The sequence below is a fragment of the Pseudomonas sp. UFMG81 genome, assembly GCF_015354575.1.
Classification (GTDB): Bacteria; Pseudomonadota; Gammaproteobacteria; order Pseudomonadales; family Pseudomonadaceae; genus Aquipseudomonas.
This window is the reverse complement of record NZ_JACAFQ010000034.1, coordinates 18,385-34,704: the sequence shown is the minus strand read 5'-3', so window position 1 is coordinate 34,704 and position 16,320 is coordinate 18,385. Positions and strand designations below refer to the sequence as shown.

Here is a 16,320-nt window from a genome sequence, read left to right as displayed (position 1 = left end):
TCAGTTATTGCGGTCCAGTGGGCGGGTCAGCTCAAGGTACAGCGCGTCCTGGTCATCCTCCAGGCCCCGGGCCACACGGTTCATGCCGGCCACGTACTGGTTGCTGTCGATCTCCAGGCGCTGGAGTTGCCCTTGGCCGTCCAGCGGGCTTGCGCCCAGCGTTGCGCTCAGGGCATCGACCACGGGCGACTGCAAGGTGCCTTCCATTGCGCTGTCACTGTCAACGCACCATTCGAGGTATTCGAGGCCCGCGTCCCAGCGTGCCCTCAGCGCATCGAAGCTTGCCGAGTATTGCCCTCGCAGTACCCGCCGCCAACTGGGATGGCGCGATACCCAGGTGCGCCTCGCCACCTGGTCGCCATCGCGGCGCTGAACTTCTTCCATGACTTGGAATTCAGTCGGCCCGATAATGCGGGCCGCGTCTGGATAGAGCATCTGCGTCTGTGTTTCGGGAAACTCCAGGTCCGCCGCCAGGTTGATGCGCAGGGTCAGGCGAATTTCGATCAGGTCCAGCCCCTCACCGTCCAACAACGCAGGGTCGGGGATGTAGTCGAACCTGTGCAACCTGCCAATACGCGGTCGCGGGCCACGCTCCGAAGGCACCATCGCCTCCCAGGCCTGCGCATCCAGCAGGCCCGCACGGCGGTTGAAGCGCGCGCTGTAGAGCTCCTGGGCCAGTTCATTGACTTGGTCCCGGCGGTACAGGCTGCGCATGTAGCTGAACAGGCGTGGGTTTACACGCGGCTGGCCATGGGTCAATTCGAAGACCCGCACCTCGATCTGCAGCGTGCTCAACACGTCGGCACCGGCGTCGCCGCAACTGACCGGGAACAACGCTGCCACTTCGTCCAGCCTGTTGCGCAGTTCGGTGTCTGCCGCAGCGCTTTCCAGCAGTCGCCAGACCTGCCTGGCCAGCCGCTCGGGGGCGGCGTGGGCCGCGCTCGACAGCCCCGCCTGTTCCACGGCGCGGCGCAGAGCACTGTTGGCCTCGTCGGCGAACAGTGCTTCCCACAGGCGCTGTTGCGCAGGGGTGTCCGGTTGCAGCCAGTCTACCGGCGCTTGCCCCGGCAGCAGCGGTGGTTCCACCGGCCGCTCCACCACCACACCGGCCGCGCGCAATTGACGGCGGGTGGGTACATCCAGCGGGTTGAAGTTGAAACGCCACTCTTCGACGCGGTTGGGCAGCAACAGTGCCTCGATGAAAGGTGTGCTCAGCAATGTGCCCAGGCCTGGCACGGCGGTGATCTGGTTATGGCTCAGCCCGAGCAAGCGCAGCGCATGGTTTTCACTACCCATCAATGCCTCCAGCCCCTGCGGCCAGGCCGTCAACTGGCAGTTTTCCAGGTACAGGTTGGCCAGGCAGCGCATGTTTTGCAGGTTCGGGCCGATACCCAGTGGGTTGAGGCTCAGGTCCAGGCTTCGCAGCTCGACCAGGTTGCTGAAGCGCTGCGCCATCCCCGCGTCCAGTTCGATGCGGTTGTCGGACAGGTCCAGTTCTCGCAGGTGGTGGCGCTCGGTGAGTAGGGACAGCCCTTCTTCGGTCAAGGCCAGGCCGTTGCCGCGCAGGTCCAGCGTATGCAGCTCGTTGAGCAGAGGTAGCACGTCGTGGGCCTGGGCTGGAAGGTTCGCCAGGCCGCTTGCTTCGATATGCAACTCCTGCAGCCTTGGCGCATGCCGCAGCGCTTCGAACAGCGATGGCATGCTCAGGTTGCCACTGCTGCGTACCTCCAGGTGGGTCAACGAGGGAAACGATTGCAGATAGTCCGCAGGGAATGCCGGCACGTCGAGGTGCTCCAGGTGCAGCGCGTTGATATGGTCGAAGCGCGTGGTCAGCGGCGGCAGGCTGTCCAGTTCCAGGTCCGCCAGGACCAGGCGGTCGCCATCCACGCGGTGCCAGGCCCGGAGCAAGGTGCTGGCCAAACGGTGGGCAGGGCGCTGCAGTGCTGGCGGGCGTTGCGAGGCCCAGTCGTCCAGGCTCGCCTGCAAGGCTGCAAGCTCCCTGCGGTAGCCCTGCAGTTGCGCCGCCACGTTGCCTCGCGCACGCAGGGTGGCCAGCAACTGCCGGCGTTCGACTGCATCCATGACGGGGTACAGGGCTCGCAACTCCTGCTCTTCCCGAGGAAGGCGAGCATCCGGGCTCAAGGGGTAGCCAAAACGCCCGTCGGCCAGGCGCATGGGCGAGCGATAACCCGGGCGAATCGGCTGCTGGCCAATCAATCGCGCGGCTTTGGCACGATCGGCCTGCGCGGCGTGGAATACCTGCTCTGTCGTCCATTGCGGGTGCTCGGCCAGCAGCCCATCGCGGATCAGTGCGCTGTCGGCATTGGCCAGGCTTGCCCGATGCAACCCCAGGATCGCCCGGTCCAGGCGCAGCCGAGCTTGCAGGACGCGTGCCTCTTCGCCAACGCGTAACGGCACACGACCGGCGAGCAAGCGCTGGCGTTCGGCACGGTTGGCGTTGGCGACGATATCTTCGAGCACCGGTTCCGGCAGCGCCGGGAACTGCCTGCCCAGCACCTCGGCGGCTGGGCTCAACGGTGTGCGCTGGCCCTTGTAGAGGCTGTCGAACAGGCCTGCGCGCTTGCTGTCCAGGCGGTCGGCCAGCAAGTCCTGCAACGCCTGCTGGCGTTGCGCCGGTGGGGTGTCGACGGGCAGCAGGTCATTGATGCTGTGCTCGTCCAGGCCCTGCAGCACCACGCTGGCCAGCCTGCCACTGTCCAGGTCGTCGCGGCTCAGCAGGATGCTCAGGTCGCCTGGCAAATTGCGCCCGTAGCGGGTGGTGCTACCCCAAGCCTCCGGGCCATCGAAGACCTCCAGCAGCACATCCTCGGGCCAGCCGGGCAGTTCGCCCAGGGTGGGCACGGCGAAGTTCTTGTAGGCGGCCAACGGGCGGGCATGCCGGACGTTGTCGATGATCAGGTCGGCTTCGGTATCCTTGCGCAACCGCAGCAGGGCATCCTCGAGCAGCCCCGGCGTTTGCTCGCCTTCGATATACACCGCCTCCAGCGCACCGCGTTCCAGGCCGGTGCTGTCCAGCGCCGCCAGCAGGTCGGCATCGCCCAGCCCCTCGCTGATGGACCCAAGGCGACGCAACAGCTTCAGCCGATCCCAACCCTGCACCCGTTCGTGGGCCAGGCGCCACGCCCCCTTGCCATTGCCCCGCAGGTAGGGGCGATGACCCTTTGGCTCGCTCGGATGGGTCATTTGCCAATCGCCGTCGGCGTCACGCTCCACCTGAAAGGTGTCGCCATCGAGTTTTACGTAGTGCTTGCCGTCGTGGTGGTACACACCCTCGGTATCCGCTTCCAGGGCGGCAGGCAGCTCGACTGGGCTGCGGTACGGGCCCAGCTGGGGATCCCACAGCTTTTGCTTGCCCTCGAGCCAGATGCTCTCCATCCAGTCGACGAAGCCCGAAGCCTTGGCGCCCACGGCGACCGCGCCAAGCACCGCCGCGCTGCCCAGCGTGGCGCCCAGCGATTCGAGTTGCGCCACCACCTCGGCATGGTCGCCTTCGGACCAGGCCTCGTAGGCGTGAAAGGCCGAGTCCAGGAGCTGATAGGCGAATACCGCAAACATCACCGCGTCCAGCCCGGGGACGAACATCGCTGCCACGTTGAGCAGGTTCATCCCGGTCTCCTCCCAATGCTCCAGGCGCTCCTTGCGGGCCCTGGCATCAACGTCGGCGGTGGGCACGGCGATCGCCCTGGCATTGCCCTTGAGGCAACGTACATGTTCGTCATACAGCGCAGGCCAGTAGGGTTCGGCGAGTTTGCGCTCACGTATGTAGAGGCTGGGCTTGTCCCTGGGCTTGGTTTCGCGGGCCGGGTGCCCGTCGCGGGGGGGCGACGGCGGTTGCAAGGGCACCAGGCCTGGCGGCAGCTGAAAATCGTCGACCTCCTTGTACAGCGCGCCCTGGAGCGCGCTGGCCATCTTGGGGCGGTCGGCCTGGGCGACATGTTCGAGGAACTGCTGGCAGTAATCCGGCTCCTGCAAGCGTTGGCACAGGTAGCTTTCCAGCGCCTTCTGGTCGGCGAATTCCCTGACCTGACCCTCATCGTCGAATGGCAGGTGGACGATAATCGGTGCCGACGGACCTTCGGGCACCTTGAGCAGCAACAGGTCCTGGATCTCCATGCCCAGGAACTTGAGGCTGTAGGCGGCGATGTCCTGCTTGCCGTAGCGCGCTACCTGGCCATCGATGCAGAAGTGGCGCAGGGCCTGATAGCCGAGGGCGGTCAACTGGCCACGTAGGCGGGCATTCACCGCCTGCACGGTCAACTCCGCGCGCCGCGCGGCGATCCACGCGGTGCTCACCGTGGCTTTGCGCTCACCGGCAAAAATGCCGTCCAGGTGAGCCTGGTAACGCTTGCCCAGGTCCAGGGCGCGACACTGCGTGACGAACCGGGTAACGCTCAGGCCGGGCACTGCCGCGCCATCCGTGGCGGAGGCTTGCAGGCGGCTGAACGGGCCCACCTCGCTCACACCCTCGAAATTATGCATTGCCGCTTCCAGCAGGCTGCGCAGGGTTGGTTCGCCCGTTGCCTGGTAGGTCCACTCGGGCTGTGAGGTACCCGCTCCCAGGCCATAGTTCTCCAGGTCCGGTACGTGGTCCAGGTTCCCGGTCTGGATCGTCTCGAAGGGCTGGAAACAGTACTGCGCTGTGCCCACGGCGGTGCTGATGGCCAGCGTCTGTTGCAGCAAGCTCTCGCAGAACTGAGGCAGCTGTTGCAGGTCGCCGATGGCCTTGGCGAATGCTTTTCGGCTCACGGTGCGGGCGTGGATGGCCGAGCGCAGCAACTGCCGGTCATCGTGCGAGGCGCTGCTGAACCACGCGGCCTCATGGCGGTCGGGCTTGATATGTTCCTGGTGTGCCCGGCGTATCACCTTGCCGATGTGCCGAGGATGCAGCTGTCTGGTCCAGGCCGGCAGCGCGTCGAGGATCTGCTGGTGGTGGTAGGGTGCAACGGGGATGTCCATGGCGAACTCCTGATGGGTGAGCCCGCTATCGAACTGCAACGGGCTTTGCCGTTGGCGGTAGATATTGCCGCGCTGTGTTGCGGTCGGTTAAGTGCATGCCGCGGTCGGCCAGGGGCCAGCGCGGGCAGCGGCGCTGGGCGATGGTGAGCTGTCGCGGGGCAGGAGCCCCGGGCCTTGCCAGGGAGTGAAACGATGGCTGTGACCACCGCTGCGAAAGACCATTTGCTCGACCTCGACGGTATCGAGGTCGCGGTGCGTACCTGGGGCCGTGAAGACGGTATTCCGGTGCTGGCGCTGCATGGTTGGCTGGACAACGCCGCCTCGTTCGAGCGCCTGGCGCCATTGCTCGAGGGCTGCTTCGTGGTGGCCCCCGACCTGATCGGTCATGGCCGCAGCGACCATCGCCGCGACGACAGCGGCTACTACCTGTGGGAGCACGCCGAGGACATGCTGGCGGTGGTCGAGCGCCTTGGCTGGGGGCGCTTCCATGTGCTGGCCCATGGCATGGGCAGCGGGATCGCCTCGATCCTCGCGGCGTTGACCAGCGCCATCGCCAGCATGCAGTTCCTCGACGGCATGGGAGCGCCCTTCACCGTGGCCGACGGTGAGCGGGTCGAGCATATGGCCCGGGCGTTTCGCCTCAAGCGCCTGGTGCTGCGCAGTCGCCAGCAAGGGGTTGTCGAACCGCCGCTGGCCTGCTTCGCCAGCCTTGAGCACGCCCTCGGCCAATACCGCGAGCGCCTGACGCTGTCCGTGGAGGCCACGCGGCTGCTGGCGCTGCGCGACCTGCTGCAGGTGGGGGATGGCTATTGCTGGCGCCACGACCCTCGGCTGAACCTGCCCGAGCCAATGCCATTGACCGAAGGCGAGGCCTGCGAGCTGTTGCGGCAGGTGCGCTGCCCGTTGTACCTGTTGCTGGGGCGCCAGGGTGTCTTCGCCGATAACGGCTTCGCTCGCCGTCAGTCGGCGCTGCCCAGGCACACACGGGTCAGCTGGCACCCCGGCGGTCATCATTTTCATCTGGAGTCGCCGGGAGCCGCGTTGGCAGCGCAGATCCTGCGCACCCTGGGGCATCACGAAAGGGGCGGGTTGCAGCGGATGGTCAACGAGTAGCCGTCGGTGCTGCTAAGGTGCAGTGACATCCATGCTTGGAGTACCGCCGTGCCTGATTTCACCATCCTGCATATCGACCACATCGTGCTACGGGTCAGCGACCTGGAACGCAGCCTGGCGTTCTACCGTGACGTGCTGGGTTGTCCGGTCAACCGTCGCCGTGAGGACCTGGGCATGATCCACCTGAGCGCCGGCAGCCACCTGATCGACCTGGTCGCGGTGGACGGACCGCTGGGCAGCAAGGGCGGCCCGGCGCCTGGTCGGCAGGGGCATAACCTGGATCACCTGTGCCTGCGCATCGAACCGTTCGATGCGCAGGCGCTGGCCGACTACCTGGGCGCCGCCAAGGTGCGAGTTGAACCTGCCGAAACGCGCTACGGTGCCGAAGGCGAGGGATTGTCACTGTACTGCTTCGACCCCGATGGCAACCGCGTCGAGCTCAAGGGGCCGTCCGCGACGAGCAACACCGTCCGGCCCGAATAAGCCGTGGGGCGGACGCTTGTCGGACCCGATCCAGGCGCCGGCGGGCCAACTGTTCGTTGCCGCCACTGGACCTGTGTCGATGCATGCGAATGGATATCCCGGCAAAGCCGATTATGCTTCTGCTTACCTGCCGCGATCCGAGGCCCAGCCTCGTCGTGCTTCGCCGCAACCTGCAAGCCCTAAGGCCTGGGTGCGAGCGTGACCACCTGTTGAGCGACTCCGGCCTACATCGACAAGACGGAGGCGACCCATGGCGGTCCTGGACAGCAGTGCATCAACGGGCAGTAGTGCGCCCCAACGTGGCATCACCAAGGAGGAGCGCAAGGTCATCTTCGCTTCCTCGCTGGGTACCGTGTTCGAATGGTACGACTTCTACCTCTACGGCTCGCTGGCGGCGATCATCGCCAAGCACTTCTTCACCGGGGTCAATGAAACCACCGCGTTCATCTTCGCCCTGCTGGCCTTTGCCGCCGGTTTCGCGGTGAGGCCGTTCGGGGCCATCGTGTTCGGCCGCCTGGGCGACATGATCGGACGCAAGTACACCTTCCTCATCACCATCGTGATCATGGGCCTGTCCACCGCAGTGGTGGGGCTATTGCCGAGCTATGCGACGATTGGTGTGGCTGCGCCGGTGATTCTCATCACCCTGAGGTTGCTGCAGGGGCTGGCGCTGGGCGGCGAGTACGGCGGCGCGGCCACCTATGTGGCCGAGCATGCGCCCAAAGGCAAGCGCGGTTTCTTCACCGCCTGGATCCAGACCACTGCCACCCTCGGGCTGTTCCTGTCGCTGCTGGTGATCCTGGCCTGCCGCACGGCCATGGGCACCGAGGCATTCGAAGCCTGGGGCTGGCGCATACCCTTCCTGCTGTCGATCCTGCTGCTGGCGATTTCGGTGTACATCCGCATGCAACTGAACGAGTCGCCGGTGTTCATGAAGATGAAGGCCGAAGGCAAGGCGTCGAAGGCGCCGCTGACCGAGTCGTTCGGCCGCTGGGAGAACTTGAAGGTGGTGATCATGTCGCTGCTCGGCGGCACCGCCGGGCAGGCGGTGGTGTGGTACACCGGGCAGTTCTACGCGCTGTTCTTCCTGTTGCAGACGCTCAAGATCGACCCGCAGACCGCCAACCTGCTGATCGCAGGCTCGTTGCTGATCGGCACGCCGTTCTTCATCCTGTTCGGCAGCCTGTCCGACCGTATCGGCCGCAAGCCGATCATCATCGCCGGCTGCATCCTGGCGGCGTTGACCTATTTCCCGATCTTCAAGGGCCTGACCGAGTACGGCAACCCGGACGTGTTCGTCGCCCAGGAGCAAAACCCCGTGGTGGTGGTGGCCGACCCCGCTCAGTGCTCCTTCCAGTTCGACCCAGTGGGCAAGGCGCGTTTCACCAGCTCCTGCGATATCGCCAAGACCCTGCTGGCCAAGCGCGCCATCCCCTACGAGAACCAGGCCGCCGAGCCCGGCAGCGTGGCCCAGGTGCGTATCGGTGAGCGGGTGCTGCAAAGCTTCGATGGCAGCAGCCTGGCGGCGGCAGACTTCAAGGCGCAGAACGATGCCTTCACCACCACCCTGGGTGGCGCGCTGAAAGAGGCCGGCTACCCGGAAAAAGCCGACCCGGCGAAGATCCACTACCCGATGGTGTTGCTACTGCTGACCATCCTGGTGATCTACGTGACCATGGTCTATGGGCCGATCGCCGCCTGGCTGGTGGAGCTGTTCCCGGCGCGCATCCGCTATACCTCCATGTCGCTGCCGTACCACATCGGCAATGGCTGGTTCGGCGGCTTCCTGCCGACCGTGGCATTCGCCATGGTGGCGGCCACCGGGGACATCTACTACGGGCTGTGGTACCCCATCGTCATCGCGGTGATGACCGCGGTGCTGGGTACCTTCTTCCTGCCCGAGACCAAGGACCGTGATATCAACCACACGTAAATGCCTGTCTTGAGACATGCACCAAGGCGGATAGCGGTACCCTCACAGGCAAAACTGGCCCGAAACAGATGTGGGAGCCGGCTTGCCGGCGATGCGCCGCGCGGGCGGCGCTCGATTTGCGCCCCTGTACAAAAGCTAAGGCGAACACCTGGAGGCCCTGACGCGATCCTCCGTGGGCCACAAAGCGTCCGCCGACACAGTTGCAGCGCCTTTGAACCGAGCGCCGCCCGCGCGGCGCATCGCCGGCAAGCCGGCTCCCACATCTGTTTCGGGCCAGTTTTGCCTGCGTCGCCGCGGCTGTGCGCCTTGGTGCATGTCTTGAGTCATGTGAGGGCTGCGCTATCCGCCTCGGCGCCTGGCAAGGGGGCGGCGCTCACATCAGATCAGTCGAAATACCCGCGCAACGTATAGCGGTAGCCGGTATCCACAGTGTTGTCGCTGCCAGGGCTGCTGGTCTTCTTCAACACGAACTCGAACGCTGGCTCGTAGAGCCCGTCGCGCACCAGTGCCCCCGCCAGCACCTCCACCTCGTACCAGCCATTGTCCAGTTCGATGATCGGTCGCCCCGGCTCCTGGTAGCGTGCCAGCAGGTCACCGAGGGTCTTGTTGGTGAAGTGCTGCAGGACGCGCCAGGTGAACAGCATCAGCGCGCGGTTCTCGACCCGCAGCACATGGCCGCCGCGGCGGTGCTTGAGGCGGCAGCCGGGCTCGAGCAGGGCCGGTGTGCGCCCATCGAGGGTGAACAGGATGCGGTAGGGCAGGTTGTCGATGCCGGCCAACGGCAGGATCACCCCCTGGCGCACGGCCAGGTCGCCGCTGTCGCCACGGGTGAACGCCCGGGCAAGGTCGTCGGGCAGTCCGTTTGCTTCTTTGAACTGCTCCAGCAGCTGGATATCGCCGAGCAGGAAGTAGTCGATCAGGTCGTTGAGGACTTCGTTGAATTCGTAGCGCATCGGTTTTCCTTGTTATGGCTGCGCCCTGTGGAGAGGGCAATGTAGCGCAAGGCCGGGACGCCGGACAGACTTCAGACTGCCTTCAGGTTAACGGCAGATACTGCCCCCACTCACGCTTGCGGGGGAGTGTCATGACCCAGCCGAACTGGAATGCCTTGTTCCCACTGCCCATCGGCACTCACGCCGAGCATCGGGCGCAAATGAGCCTGCTGCTGGCGGACGAACCGGGGCGCGATGAAGTCGAGTGGTTCATCCATGGCCGCTTCGCCGCATTGCACCATGCCGACATTCAGCACTTCCTGCCCGAGCTGCTGGCACTGCACGACCATCGCGGCAAGCTGATCGCCGCAGTCGGTGTGCGCCTCGCCGGCAGTGGCCCGCTGTTTCTCGAACGCTATCTGGAGCAACCGCTGGAGGGCGCCATGGCGTGCCTGGGCATCGGCCCGGCAGGTCGCGAGCAGTTGGTGGAAGTGGGCAACCTGGCGGCGCTCAGTGCCGGCAGCGCGCGGGTGATGATCATCGCCGTGACCTGGCTGCTGGCAGCGCGCGGGCTGAAGTGGGTGGCCTTCACGGGGGCGGCGACCCTGGTCAACAGCTTCCACCGCCTGGGCCTGGTGCCTACCGCCGTCGCCGCGGCCGACCCCGCGCGCCTGGCAGGCGAGGGTGGCCACTGGGGAAGCTACTACGCCCAGCATCCGCAGGTGTATGTCGGCAACATCGGCTACGGCCACGATGCCCTGGCCCGGGACGGGGTGTTCGAACGGCTTGGGTTACCCGTGATTGTCCAGGAGGCCGGCCATGCCGCATGAGGTTCAGGCGTTCTTCGAAACGTTGCAAGCGCATGCCCGTCACCTCCCCGAACAGCTGGCGGTGCAGGGCGCAACGGGCAACTTCAATTTCGCACAGCTATTGAATGAAGTGAGCCTGCGCGAGACCTGGTTGGGCGATCAACCACCCGGCACCCTGGCCTTAGCCCTGGAGAATGGTCCCGAGGCGCTGTTCTGGGACCTGGCGGCGCTGCGGGCCGGCAGGCCCAGCGTGTGGCTGCCGCCGTTCTTCAGTGCCGCCCAGCGTCGCCACTGCCTGGTCCAGAGCGATGCCCGCCTGGTACTGGCCGACGACAGATTGGTCGAGGAGTTGCGCGCGTGCGGCTTCACCCAGGGGCCACGCTTCTGGGCACGTCAGGCTCAGCAGGCCAATGCGTTGCCGCCCGGCACTGGCAAGATCACCTACACCTCCGGCAGTACCGGTGCGCCCAAAGGCGTGTGCCTGGGCGCTGGCGCCATGCTGCGGGTCGCGTTCGCGCTGGAAGCAGCCAGCCGTGCTATGGCCCCACGGCGCTATCTGGCGGTATTGCCGCTGGCAGTGCTGCTGGAAAATCTCGGGGTGTACGCTGCCTTGTTGGCCGGCGCGAGCGTGGGGCTCTACCCCCAGGCCCAGCTGGGCATCGGGGGTGCCAGCCAGGTGGACTTCAAGCGCTTGCTCGGCACCCTTGCGTTGTTCGAAGCCCAGAGCCTGATCCTGGTGCCGCAGCTGCTGCTGGGGTTGGTCACGGCCATCGAGCGTGGCCTGATGCAGATTGGTGCATTGCGTTTCGTCGCCGTGGGCGGTGCGCGGGTGGACCACAGTCTGCTGGCCCGCGCCGCAGCCGTGGGGTTGCCGGTGTACGAAGGGTACGGGTTGTCCGAGTGCGCGTCGGTGGTCTGCCTCAATCGGCCCGGCGCGACGCGGGCCGGTAGCGTCGGCCGGCCATTGCCGCACGTGCAGGTGCGCATCGCCGAGGACGGCGAGGTGCTGGTGGCAGGCTCGGCGCTGCTCGGTTACCTGGGCGATCCGCCGTTCACAGGCACGTGGTGGCCAACCGGTGATCTTGGCCACCTGGATGCCGATGGTTACCTGTTCCTGGCCGGGCGCAAGAAGCACCAGTTCATCACCAGCTTTGGACGCAACGTCAACCCTGAATGGGTGGAGGCGGCGCTGACCCAAGGCGGGGTGATCGCCCAGGCCTTCGTCCATGGCGAGGCGCAGCCCACCAACCTGGCCTTGCTCTGGCCGCTGGACCCGCAGGCCAGCGATGCGCAGCTCGAGCAGGCCGTCGCCTTGGCCAACCGGGGGCTGCCGGATTACGCCCAGGTTCACGCCTGGCAGCGCCTGCCCGAACCCCTTTGTGTCGCCGCCGGCACCTTGACCGCCAATGGCCGCCCGCGCCGCGACGCGATCCTCCATCACTACCGGACGCTGTTGTCCGCCAACCCGCCCCAGTGAGGTGTGTGATGTCCTTCTTCCAGACCCTGCAAGCACAGACCGCCGGGGAGCGCGACGCGCTGTTCGGCGTGCCGGTGATCCGCGACGCGCTGGGTGGCGTGGTCAGCCTGGAGGGCTATGTGGCCTTCCTGGGCCAGGCTTACCACCACGTGCGCCATACCGTGCCGCTGATGATGGCCTGTGGCGCGCGCCTGCCAACGCGTCTGGAATGGCTGCGTGGCGCGGTGTGCGAGTACATCGACGAGGAGTACGGCCACGAGCGCTGGATCCTCGATGACATCGCGGCCTGTGGCGCCGACCCCGCCCCTGTGCGCGATGGGCGCCCGGGCCAGCCCATCGAACTGATGGTGGCGTTTCTCTACGACCTGATCGCCCGTGGCAACCCGGTGGGGCTGTTCGGCATGGTCAATGTGCTGGAAGGCACCAGCATCGCCCTGGCCACCCAGGCCGCCGGCACTATCCAGCAGAGCCTGGGCTTGCCGGACAAGGCGTTCAGCTACCTCAGCTCCCACGGCGCGCTGGACCAGGACCATATGGCCACCTACCGAGGTCTGATGGACCGGCTCGATGACCCGGACGACCAGCACGCGGTCATCCACGCCGCCAAGGTGGTGTACCGCCTGTATACCGAGATGTTCCGGGAGTTGCCCCAGGCCGGCCAGCGCGAGGTGCGCCATGCGCTTGCCTGACTGCGTGGTGGTGCTTACCGGCGCCAGCGGTGGCATCGGCCTGGCCCTGGCCGACCAGCTGTGCGGTGCCGGGGCCAGGGTGCTGGCGGTGAGCCGTCGCATGGGGCGGCTGGCGCCGCTGCTGAACCGCTATGCGCAACAGTTGCGCTGGCAGGCCGCCGACCTGCGCGAGGCGCAGGGGCGCCAGGCGGTGCTGGCGGCGGCCCGGGCAATGGGCGGGGTGAACGTGCTGGTCAACGCTGCCGGGGTCAACCGCTTCGCCTTGCTTGACCAACTCGACGAGGCCACCCTCGACGAGCTGCTGGACATCAACCTCAAGGCGCCGCTGCAACTGACCCGCACCTGCCTGGCACTGCTGCGCGAGCAGCCGCGGGCACTGGTGGTGAATGTCGGTTCCACCTACGGCTCGATCGGCTACCCCGGCTACGCCAGCTACTGCGCCAGCAAGTTCGCCTTGCGCGGGTTCTCCGAAGCTTTGCGCCGGGAGCTCGCCGACACCTCGGTGAGCGTGCTCTACGTAGCCCCTCGAGCGACCCGCACGGCGATGAACAGCAGTGCCGCCAACGCGCTCAACCAGGCGCTGAAGGTTGGGGTGGACGATCCGCAGGATGTCGCCCGGGCGGTGCTCGATGCGGTACAGACCGAGCGCAGCGAACTGTACCTGGGCTGGCCGGAAAAACTGTTCGTGCGCCTGAACGGCATGCTCCCCGGCCTGGTCGATCGTGCGCTGCGCAAGCAACTGCCGCTGATCCGTCGCTACAGCACCCACCCCGGCAAGGAGACGAGTAAATGAAACGCCTGCTAGTGATCGGCCTGCTGGCCATGGCCCCGCTCACCTGGGCCCTGGACCAGGCCGGCAGCCAACGCCTGAGCGATGTCCAGCAACGCTGGGCGCAGATTCAGTACCGGTTGCCTGAGCCCCAGCGTGCTGCGGCGTTCGAGGCACTGGCCGTGCAATCGGCGGCCTTCGTGCGCCAGTACCCGGGCTCCGCCGAGCCACTGATCTGGGATGGCATCGTCAACAGCAGCTGGGCCGGTGCCACGGGCGGGCTTGGAGCGCTGGGCAAGGTCAAGGCCGCCCGTGCCAGCCTGGAGAAGGCCTTGGCCATGGACCCCAAGGCCCTGCAGGGGTCGGCCTACACCAGCCTGGGGGCGTTGTATGACCGGGTGCCGGGCTGGCCCCTGGGCTTCGGTGACAGCGACAAGGCCGAAACCATGCTGCGCCAGGCACTGGCGATCAACCCCGACGGTATCGACAGCAACTATTTCTGGGCCGACCACCTGTACCGGCACAACCGCTACAGCGAGGCTCGCGCAGCCCTGGACAAGGCGCTGCACGCCACGCCACGCCCAGGGCGAGAGCTGGCCGACCAGGGCCGCCGCGGGGAAATCGGTGCTTTACTCAAGGCGATCGAGGACAAACAGGACTGAGCATGCGCCTGCTGCTGGTTGAAGACGATACTGCGTTGGGGGAGGGCATCTGCGCCGGCCTGCGTCTGGAAGGCTACACCCTCGACTGGCTGCAGGACGGGCAGGCTGCGCTGCACGCCCTGTGCCACGAGGCCTTCGACCTGCTGGTGCTGGATCTGGGCCTGCCACGACTGGGTGGCCTGGAGCTGCTGCGCCGCCTGCGTGCCAGCGGTGATGCACTGCCGGTGCTGATCCTCACCGCGCGCGACGCCCTCGAGGACCGCATTGCCGGGCTCGATGCCGGTGCCGACGACTACCTGGTCAAGCCCTTCGACCTCAACGAACTCAAGGCTCGCCTGCGTGCCTTGCTGCGGCGCAGTGCCGGGCGCGCGCAACTGCTGATCGAGCATGCCGGGGTCAGCCTGGACCCAGCTACCCAGCAGGTGCGCTACAACGGTCAGCCGGTGGTACTCACGCCCAAGGAGTACCTGCTGCTGCACGAGCTGCTGGCCCAGCCGGGCAAGGTATTCACCCGCGAACGCCTGACCCGGCTGTTGTATGGCTGGGACGAGGAACCGGACAGCAACACCCTGGAGGTCAACGTTTACCAGCTGCGCAGGAAGTTGTTCAACGGGCTGATCCGCACCGTGCGGGGTATCGGCTATCTGGTGGAAGGCAAGGCATGACCTCGTTGCGCCAGCGCACCTTGTGGCGGGTCATGCTGTTGCTGCTGGTCGGCAGCGGCCTGCTGGCGCTGTACAACTACCATGACAGCCGCCACGAGATCACCGAAGTCTACGACGCCCACCTGGCGCAGAACGCTCGCTTGCTGCAGGGGGTCATGAGCCTGCCGGTGCAGGAGCAGAACCGCCAAGCGCTGTACCAGGCCTTCGACGAGGCATTGAGCAAGGCCGGCCGGCATCGGGTCGGCCACCCCTACGAAAGCAAGCTGGCGTTCCAGGTTTGGGACGATCAGGCCAGGTTGCTGGTGCATACGCCCAGCGCCCCGGCCTTCAGCGTTGTGCCGAGCACGCCGGGTTTCGCCGACGTGCAGGTGCAGGGCCAGCGCTGGCGGGGGTTCGTCCTGCCTGTGCCGGAGAAGCGATGGGTGATCTGGGTGGGTGAGCGCAACGATGTGCGCCTGGACCTGGTCGGGCGCATTGTGCGCCATACCCTGATGCCGTTCCTGCTCGGCAGCCTGGCCCTGGCGCTGCTGGTATGGGCCGCCATCGGCTGGGGTTTGCAGCCCTTGCAGAACATGGCCCGGGTGATCCGTGGCCGTCATGCCGAGTCGCTGGAGCCCCTGCAACTGGTCCCGCTGCCCAAGGAGCTGGAGCCTATGCAGGCGGCGATCAACCGCCTGCTGGCGCAGATCGATGAACTGCTGCGCCGCGAGCACCGCTTCATTGCCGACGCCGCCCATGAAATGCGCACGCCGCTGGCGATCCTGCGCCTGCACGCGCAGAACGCCCAATCCACGACCTCGGATGCCGAGCGGGACAAGGCGCTGGCGTTTCTCATCGGCGGCGTCGATCGCCTGACCCGAGTGGTCAACCAGTTGTTGACCCTGGCGCGACTGGAACCGCGCCTGGCCCAGCGTAACTGGGCCCCGGTGGATGTCGCGGCAGTGGTGGCCGAGACCCTGGCGGAGCTTACCCCCTGGATCCTGGCACGCGGCCTGGAACCGTCGCTGGAGATCGTCGAAGGCGATGACCACTGCCTGTCCAGCGATGCGGGTGCCCTGGGCATCGCCTTGCAGAACCTGGTGACCAACGCGGTGGAGCATTCAACGCCGGGAGGGCAAATCCGGGTGACATTGCGGCGCGAGAGGCAGGCATTGTTGCTGGAGGTCGAGGATGAAGGGCCAGGTATCCCTCCTGCGGACCTGCAACGCGTGTTCGAGCGCTTCTACAGCAAGGACGCCCCCAATGGTGCCGGGCTGGGGTTGTCGATTGTCGGCACCATCATGGACCGCCTGGGTGGTAGCGTGCAGCTGCGCAACACCGAGCCCCACGGTATCCGGGCGACCCTGGTCCTGGCGGGTATCAATGCTTTTGAGCGATCTGGATGAGGTTGCCGCAGGTGTCGTCGAACACCGCCACGGTCACCGGCCCCATCGCTGTGGGCGCCTGAGTGAACTTCACCCCGGCTTTGCACAGGCGGACGTATTCGGCCTGGATATCCCGCACGCCAAACGAGGTGGCGGGGATGCCATCCTGCCTGAGCGCGGCCTTGTAGGTTTTCGCCGCCGGATGCGCGTCGGGTTCGAGCAGCAGCTCTACGCCATTGGGGTCGTTGGGCGAGGTGAGGGTGAGCCAGCGGTGCTGGCCCATGGGGATGTCGTGCTTGGGCTCGAAGCCCAGCACATAGTGATAGAAGGCCAGGGCCTTGGCCTGGTCGTCGACGAGAATGCTGGTGACCACGATCTTCATGGGCGCACTCCAGGCGCGGGATGTACCTGCAAGTAAAGACCTTGCCCGGGGTTTGACCAGTCGCC

General features: G+C 66.3%; 13 protein-coding genes. 10 read left to right on the top strand and 3 right to left on the bottom strand.

Annotation, left to right across the window (positions count from 1 at the left end):
- The gene (locus IX761_RS21140; protein ID WP_194791457.1) at positions 1-4,977 is read right to left on the bottom strand and encodes a dermonecrotic toxin domain-containing protein; all 4,977 of its coding nucleotides are present in this window, start codon (positions 4,975-4,977) and stop codon (positions 1-3) included.
- A 192-nt stretch (positions 4,978-5,169) separates the two neighbouring features.
- Here IX761_RS21140 and IX761_RS21135 point away from each other — a divergent pair, with 192 nt between their 5' ends.
- The 3 genes from IX761_RS21135 (at position 5,170) to IX761_RS21125 (ending at position 8,506) form a co-directional block, all read left to right on the top strand.
- Entirely contained in the window at positions 5,170-6,090 is a 921-nt protein-coding gene (locus IX761_RS21135) for an alpha/beta fold hydrolase (RefSeq protein ID WP_194791456.1), read from the top strand.
- Between the two features lie 48 nt (positions 6,091-6,138).
- Positions 6,139-6,573: a VOC family protein gene (locus tag IX761_RS21130; RefSeq protein ID WP_194791455.1), complete on the top strand. Its 435-nt coding sequence runs from the start codon at positions 6,139-6,141 to the stop codon at positions 6,571-6,573.
- A gap of 250 nt (positions 6,574-6,823) precedes the next feature.
- Positions 6,824-8,506, top strand: coding sequence for an MFS transporter (locus IX761_RS21125; protein WP_194791454.1), 1,683 nt, complete (start codon positions 6,824-6,826; stop codon positions 8,504-8,506).
- 383 nt (positions 8,507-8,889) lie between these two features.
- Here IX761_RS21125 and IX761_RS21120 read toward each other — a convergent pair whose 3' ends face one another.
- A complete protein-coding gene (locus IX761_RS21120; RefSeq protein WP_194791453.1) occupies positions 8,890-9,459 on the bottom strand; it encodes a hypothetical protein in 570 nt (189 codons plus the stop codon).
- A 131-nt stretch (positions 9,460-9,590) separates the two neighbouring features.
- On the opposite strand from IX761_RS21120, the gene IX761_RS21115 reads away from it, so the two are divergent.
- From IX761_RS21115 to IX761_RS21085, 7 genes are read left to right on the top strand one after another with little or no spacing between them, the layout of a single operon-like run.
- A complete protein-coding gene (locus IX761_RS21115) occupies positions 9,591-10,268 on the top strand; it encodes a thermostable hemolysin (protein WP_194791452.1) in 678 nt (225 codons plus the stop codon).
- Complete coding sequence (locus tag IX761_RS21110; protein WP_194791451.1) at positions 10,258-11,724, top strand: AMP-binding protein; 1,467 nt, start codon at positions 10,258-10,260, stop codon at positions 11,722-11,724. Before IX761_RS21115 ends, IX761_RS21110 begins: the two co-directional genes overlap by 11 nt.
- Before the next feature lie 8 nt (positions 11,725-11,732).
- Entirely contained in the window at positions 11,733-12,413 is a 681-nt protein-coding gene (locus IX761_RS21105) for a TenA family transcriptional regulator (protein ID WP_194791450.1), read from the top strand.
- Positions 12,400-13,206 carry an SDR family oxidoreductase gene (locus tag IX761_RS21100; RefSeq protein WP_194791449.1) on the top strand — a complete coding sequence of 269 codons (807 nt, stop codon included), beginning with the start codon at positions 12,400-12,402 and terminating at the stop codon, positions 13,204-13,206. Before IX761_RS21105 ends, IX761_RS21100 begins: the two co-directional genes overlap by 14 nt.
- Positions 13,203-13,844, top strand: coding sequence for a tetratricopeptide repeat protein (locus IX761_RS21095; RefSeq protein WP_194791448.1), 642 nt, complete (start codon positions 13,203-13,205; stop codon positions 13,842-13,844). Before IX761_RS21100 ends, IX761_RS21095 begins: the two co-directional genes overlap by 4 nt.
- A gap of 2 nt (positions 13,845-13,846) precedes the next feature.
- Positions 13,847-14,509: a response regulator gene (locus IX761_RS21090; protein ID WP_194791447.1), complete on the top strand. Its 663-nt coding sequence runs from the start codon at positions 13,847-13,849 to the stop codon at positions 14,507-14,509.
- Positions 14,506-15,894, top strand: coding sequence for a sensor histidine kinase (locus tag IX761_RS21085; protein WP_194791446.1), 1,389 nt, complete (start codon positions 14,506-14,508; stop codon positions 15,892-15,894). Before IX761_RS21090 ends, IX761_RS21085 begins: the two co-directional genes overlap by 4 nt.
- Here the strand turns inward: IX761_RS21085 and IX761_RS21080 are convergent.
- A complete protein-coding gene (locus IX761_RS21080; protein WP_194791445.1) occupies positions 15,869-16,255 on the bottom strand; it encodes a VOC family protein in 387 nt (128 codons plus the stop codon). The two genes, IX761_RS21085 and IX761_RS21080, sit on opposite strands and share 26 nt — an antisense overlap.
- Positions 16,256-16,320: the final 65 nt, after the last annotated feature.

Bases quoted from the DNA above. Each gene is read 5' to 3' on its own strand.
- IX761_RS21140 (WP_194791457.1), bottom strand. From the start codon at position 4,977: ATGGACATCCCCGTTGCACCCTACCACCACCAGCAGATCCTCGACGCG.
- IX761_RS21135 (WP_194791456.1), top strand. From the start codon at position 5,170: ATGGCTGTGACCACCGCTGCGAAAGACCATTTGCTCGACCTCGACGGT.
- IX761_RS21125 (WP_194791454.1), top strand. From the start codon at position 6,824: ATGGCGGTCCTGGACAGCAGTGCATCAACGGGCAGTAGTGCGCCCCAA.
- IX761_RS21120 (WP_194791453.1), bottom strand. From the start codon at position 9,459: ATGCGCTACGAATTCAACGAAGTCCTCAACGACCTGATCGACTACTTC.
- IX761_RS21115 (WP_194791452.1), top strand. From the start codon at position 9,591: ATGACCCAGCCGAACTGGAATGCCTTGTTCCCACTGCCCATCGGCACT.
- IX761_RS21110 (WP_194791451.1), top strand. From the start codon at position 10,258: ATGCCGCATGAGGTTCAGGCGTTCTTCGAAACGTTGCAAGCGCATGCC.
- IX761_RS21105 (WP_194791450.1), top strand. From the start codon at position 11,733: ATGTCCTTCTTCCAGACCCTGCAAGCACAGACCGCCGGGGAGCGCGAC.
- IX761_RS21100 (WP_194791449.1), top strand. From the start codon at position 12,400: ATGCGCTTGCCTGACTGCGTGGTGGTGCTTACCGGCGCCAGCGGTGGC.
- IX761_RS21095 (WP_194791448.1), top strand. From the start codon at position 13,203: ATGAAACGCCTGCTAGTGATCGGCCTGCTGGCCATGGCCCCGCTCACC.
- IX761_RS21090 (WP_194791447.1), top strand. From the start codon at position 13,847: ATGCGCCTGCTGCTGGTTGAAGACGATACTGCGTTGGGGGAGGGCATC.
- IX761_RS21085 (WP_194791446.1), top strand. From the start codon at position 14,506: ATGACCTCGTTGCGCCAGCGCACCTTGTGGCGGGTCATGCTGTTGCTG.
- IX761_RS21080 (WP_194791445.1), bottom strand. From the start codon at position 16,255: ATGAAGATCGTGGTCACCAGCATTCTCGTCGACGACCAGGCCAAGGCC.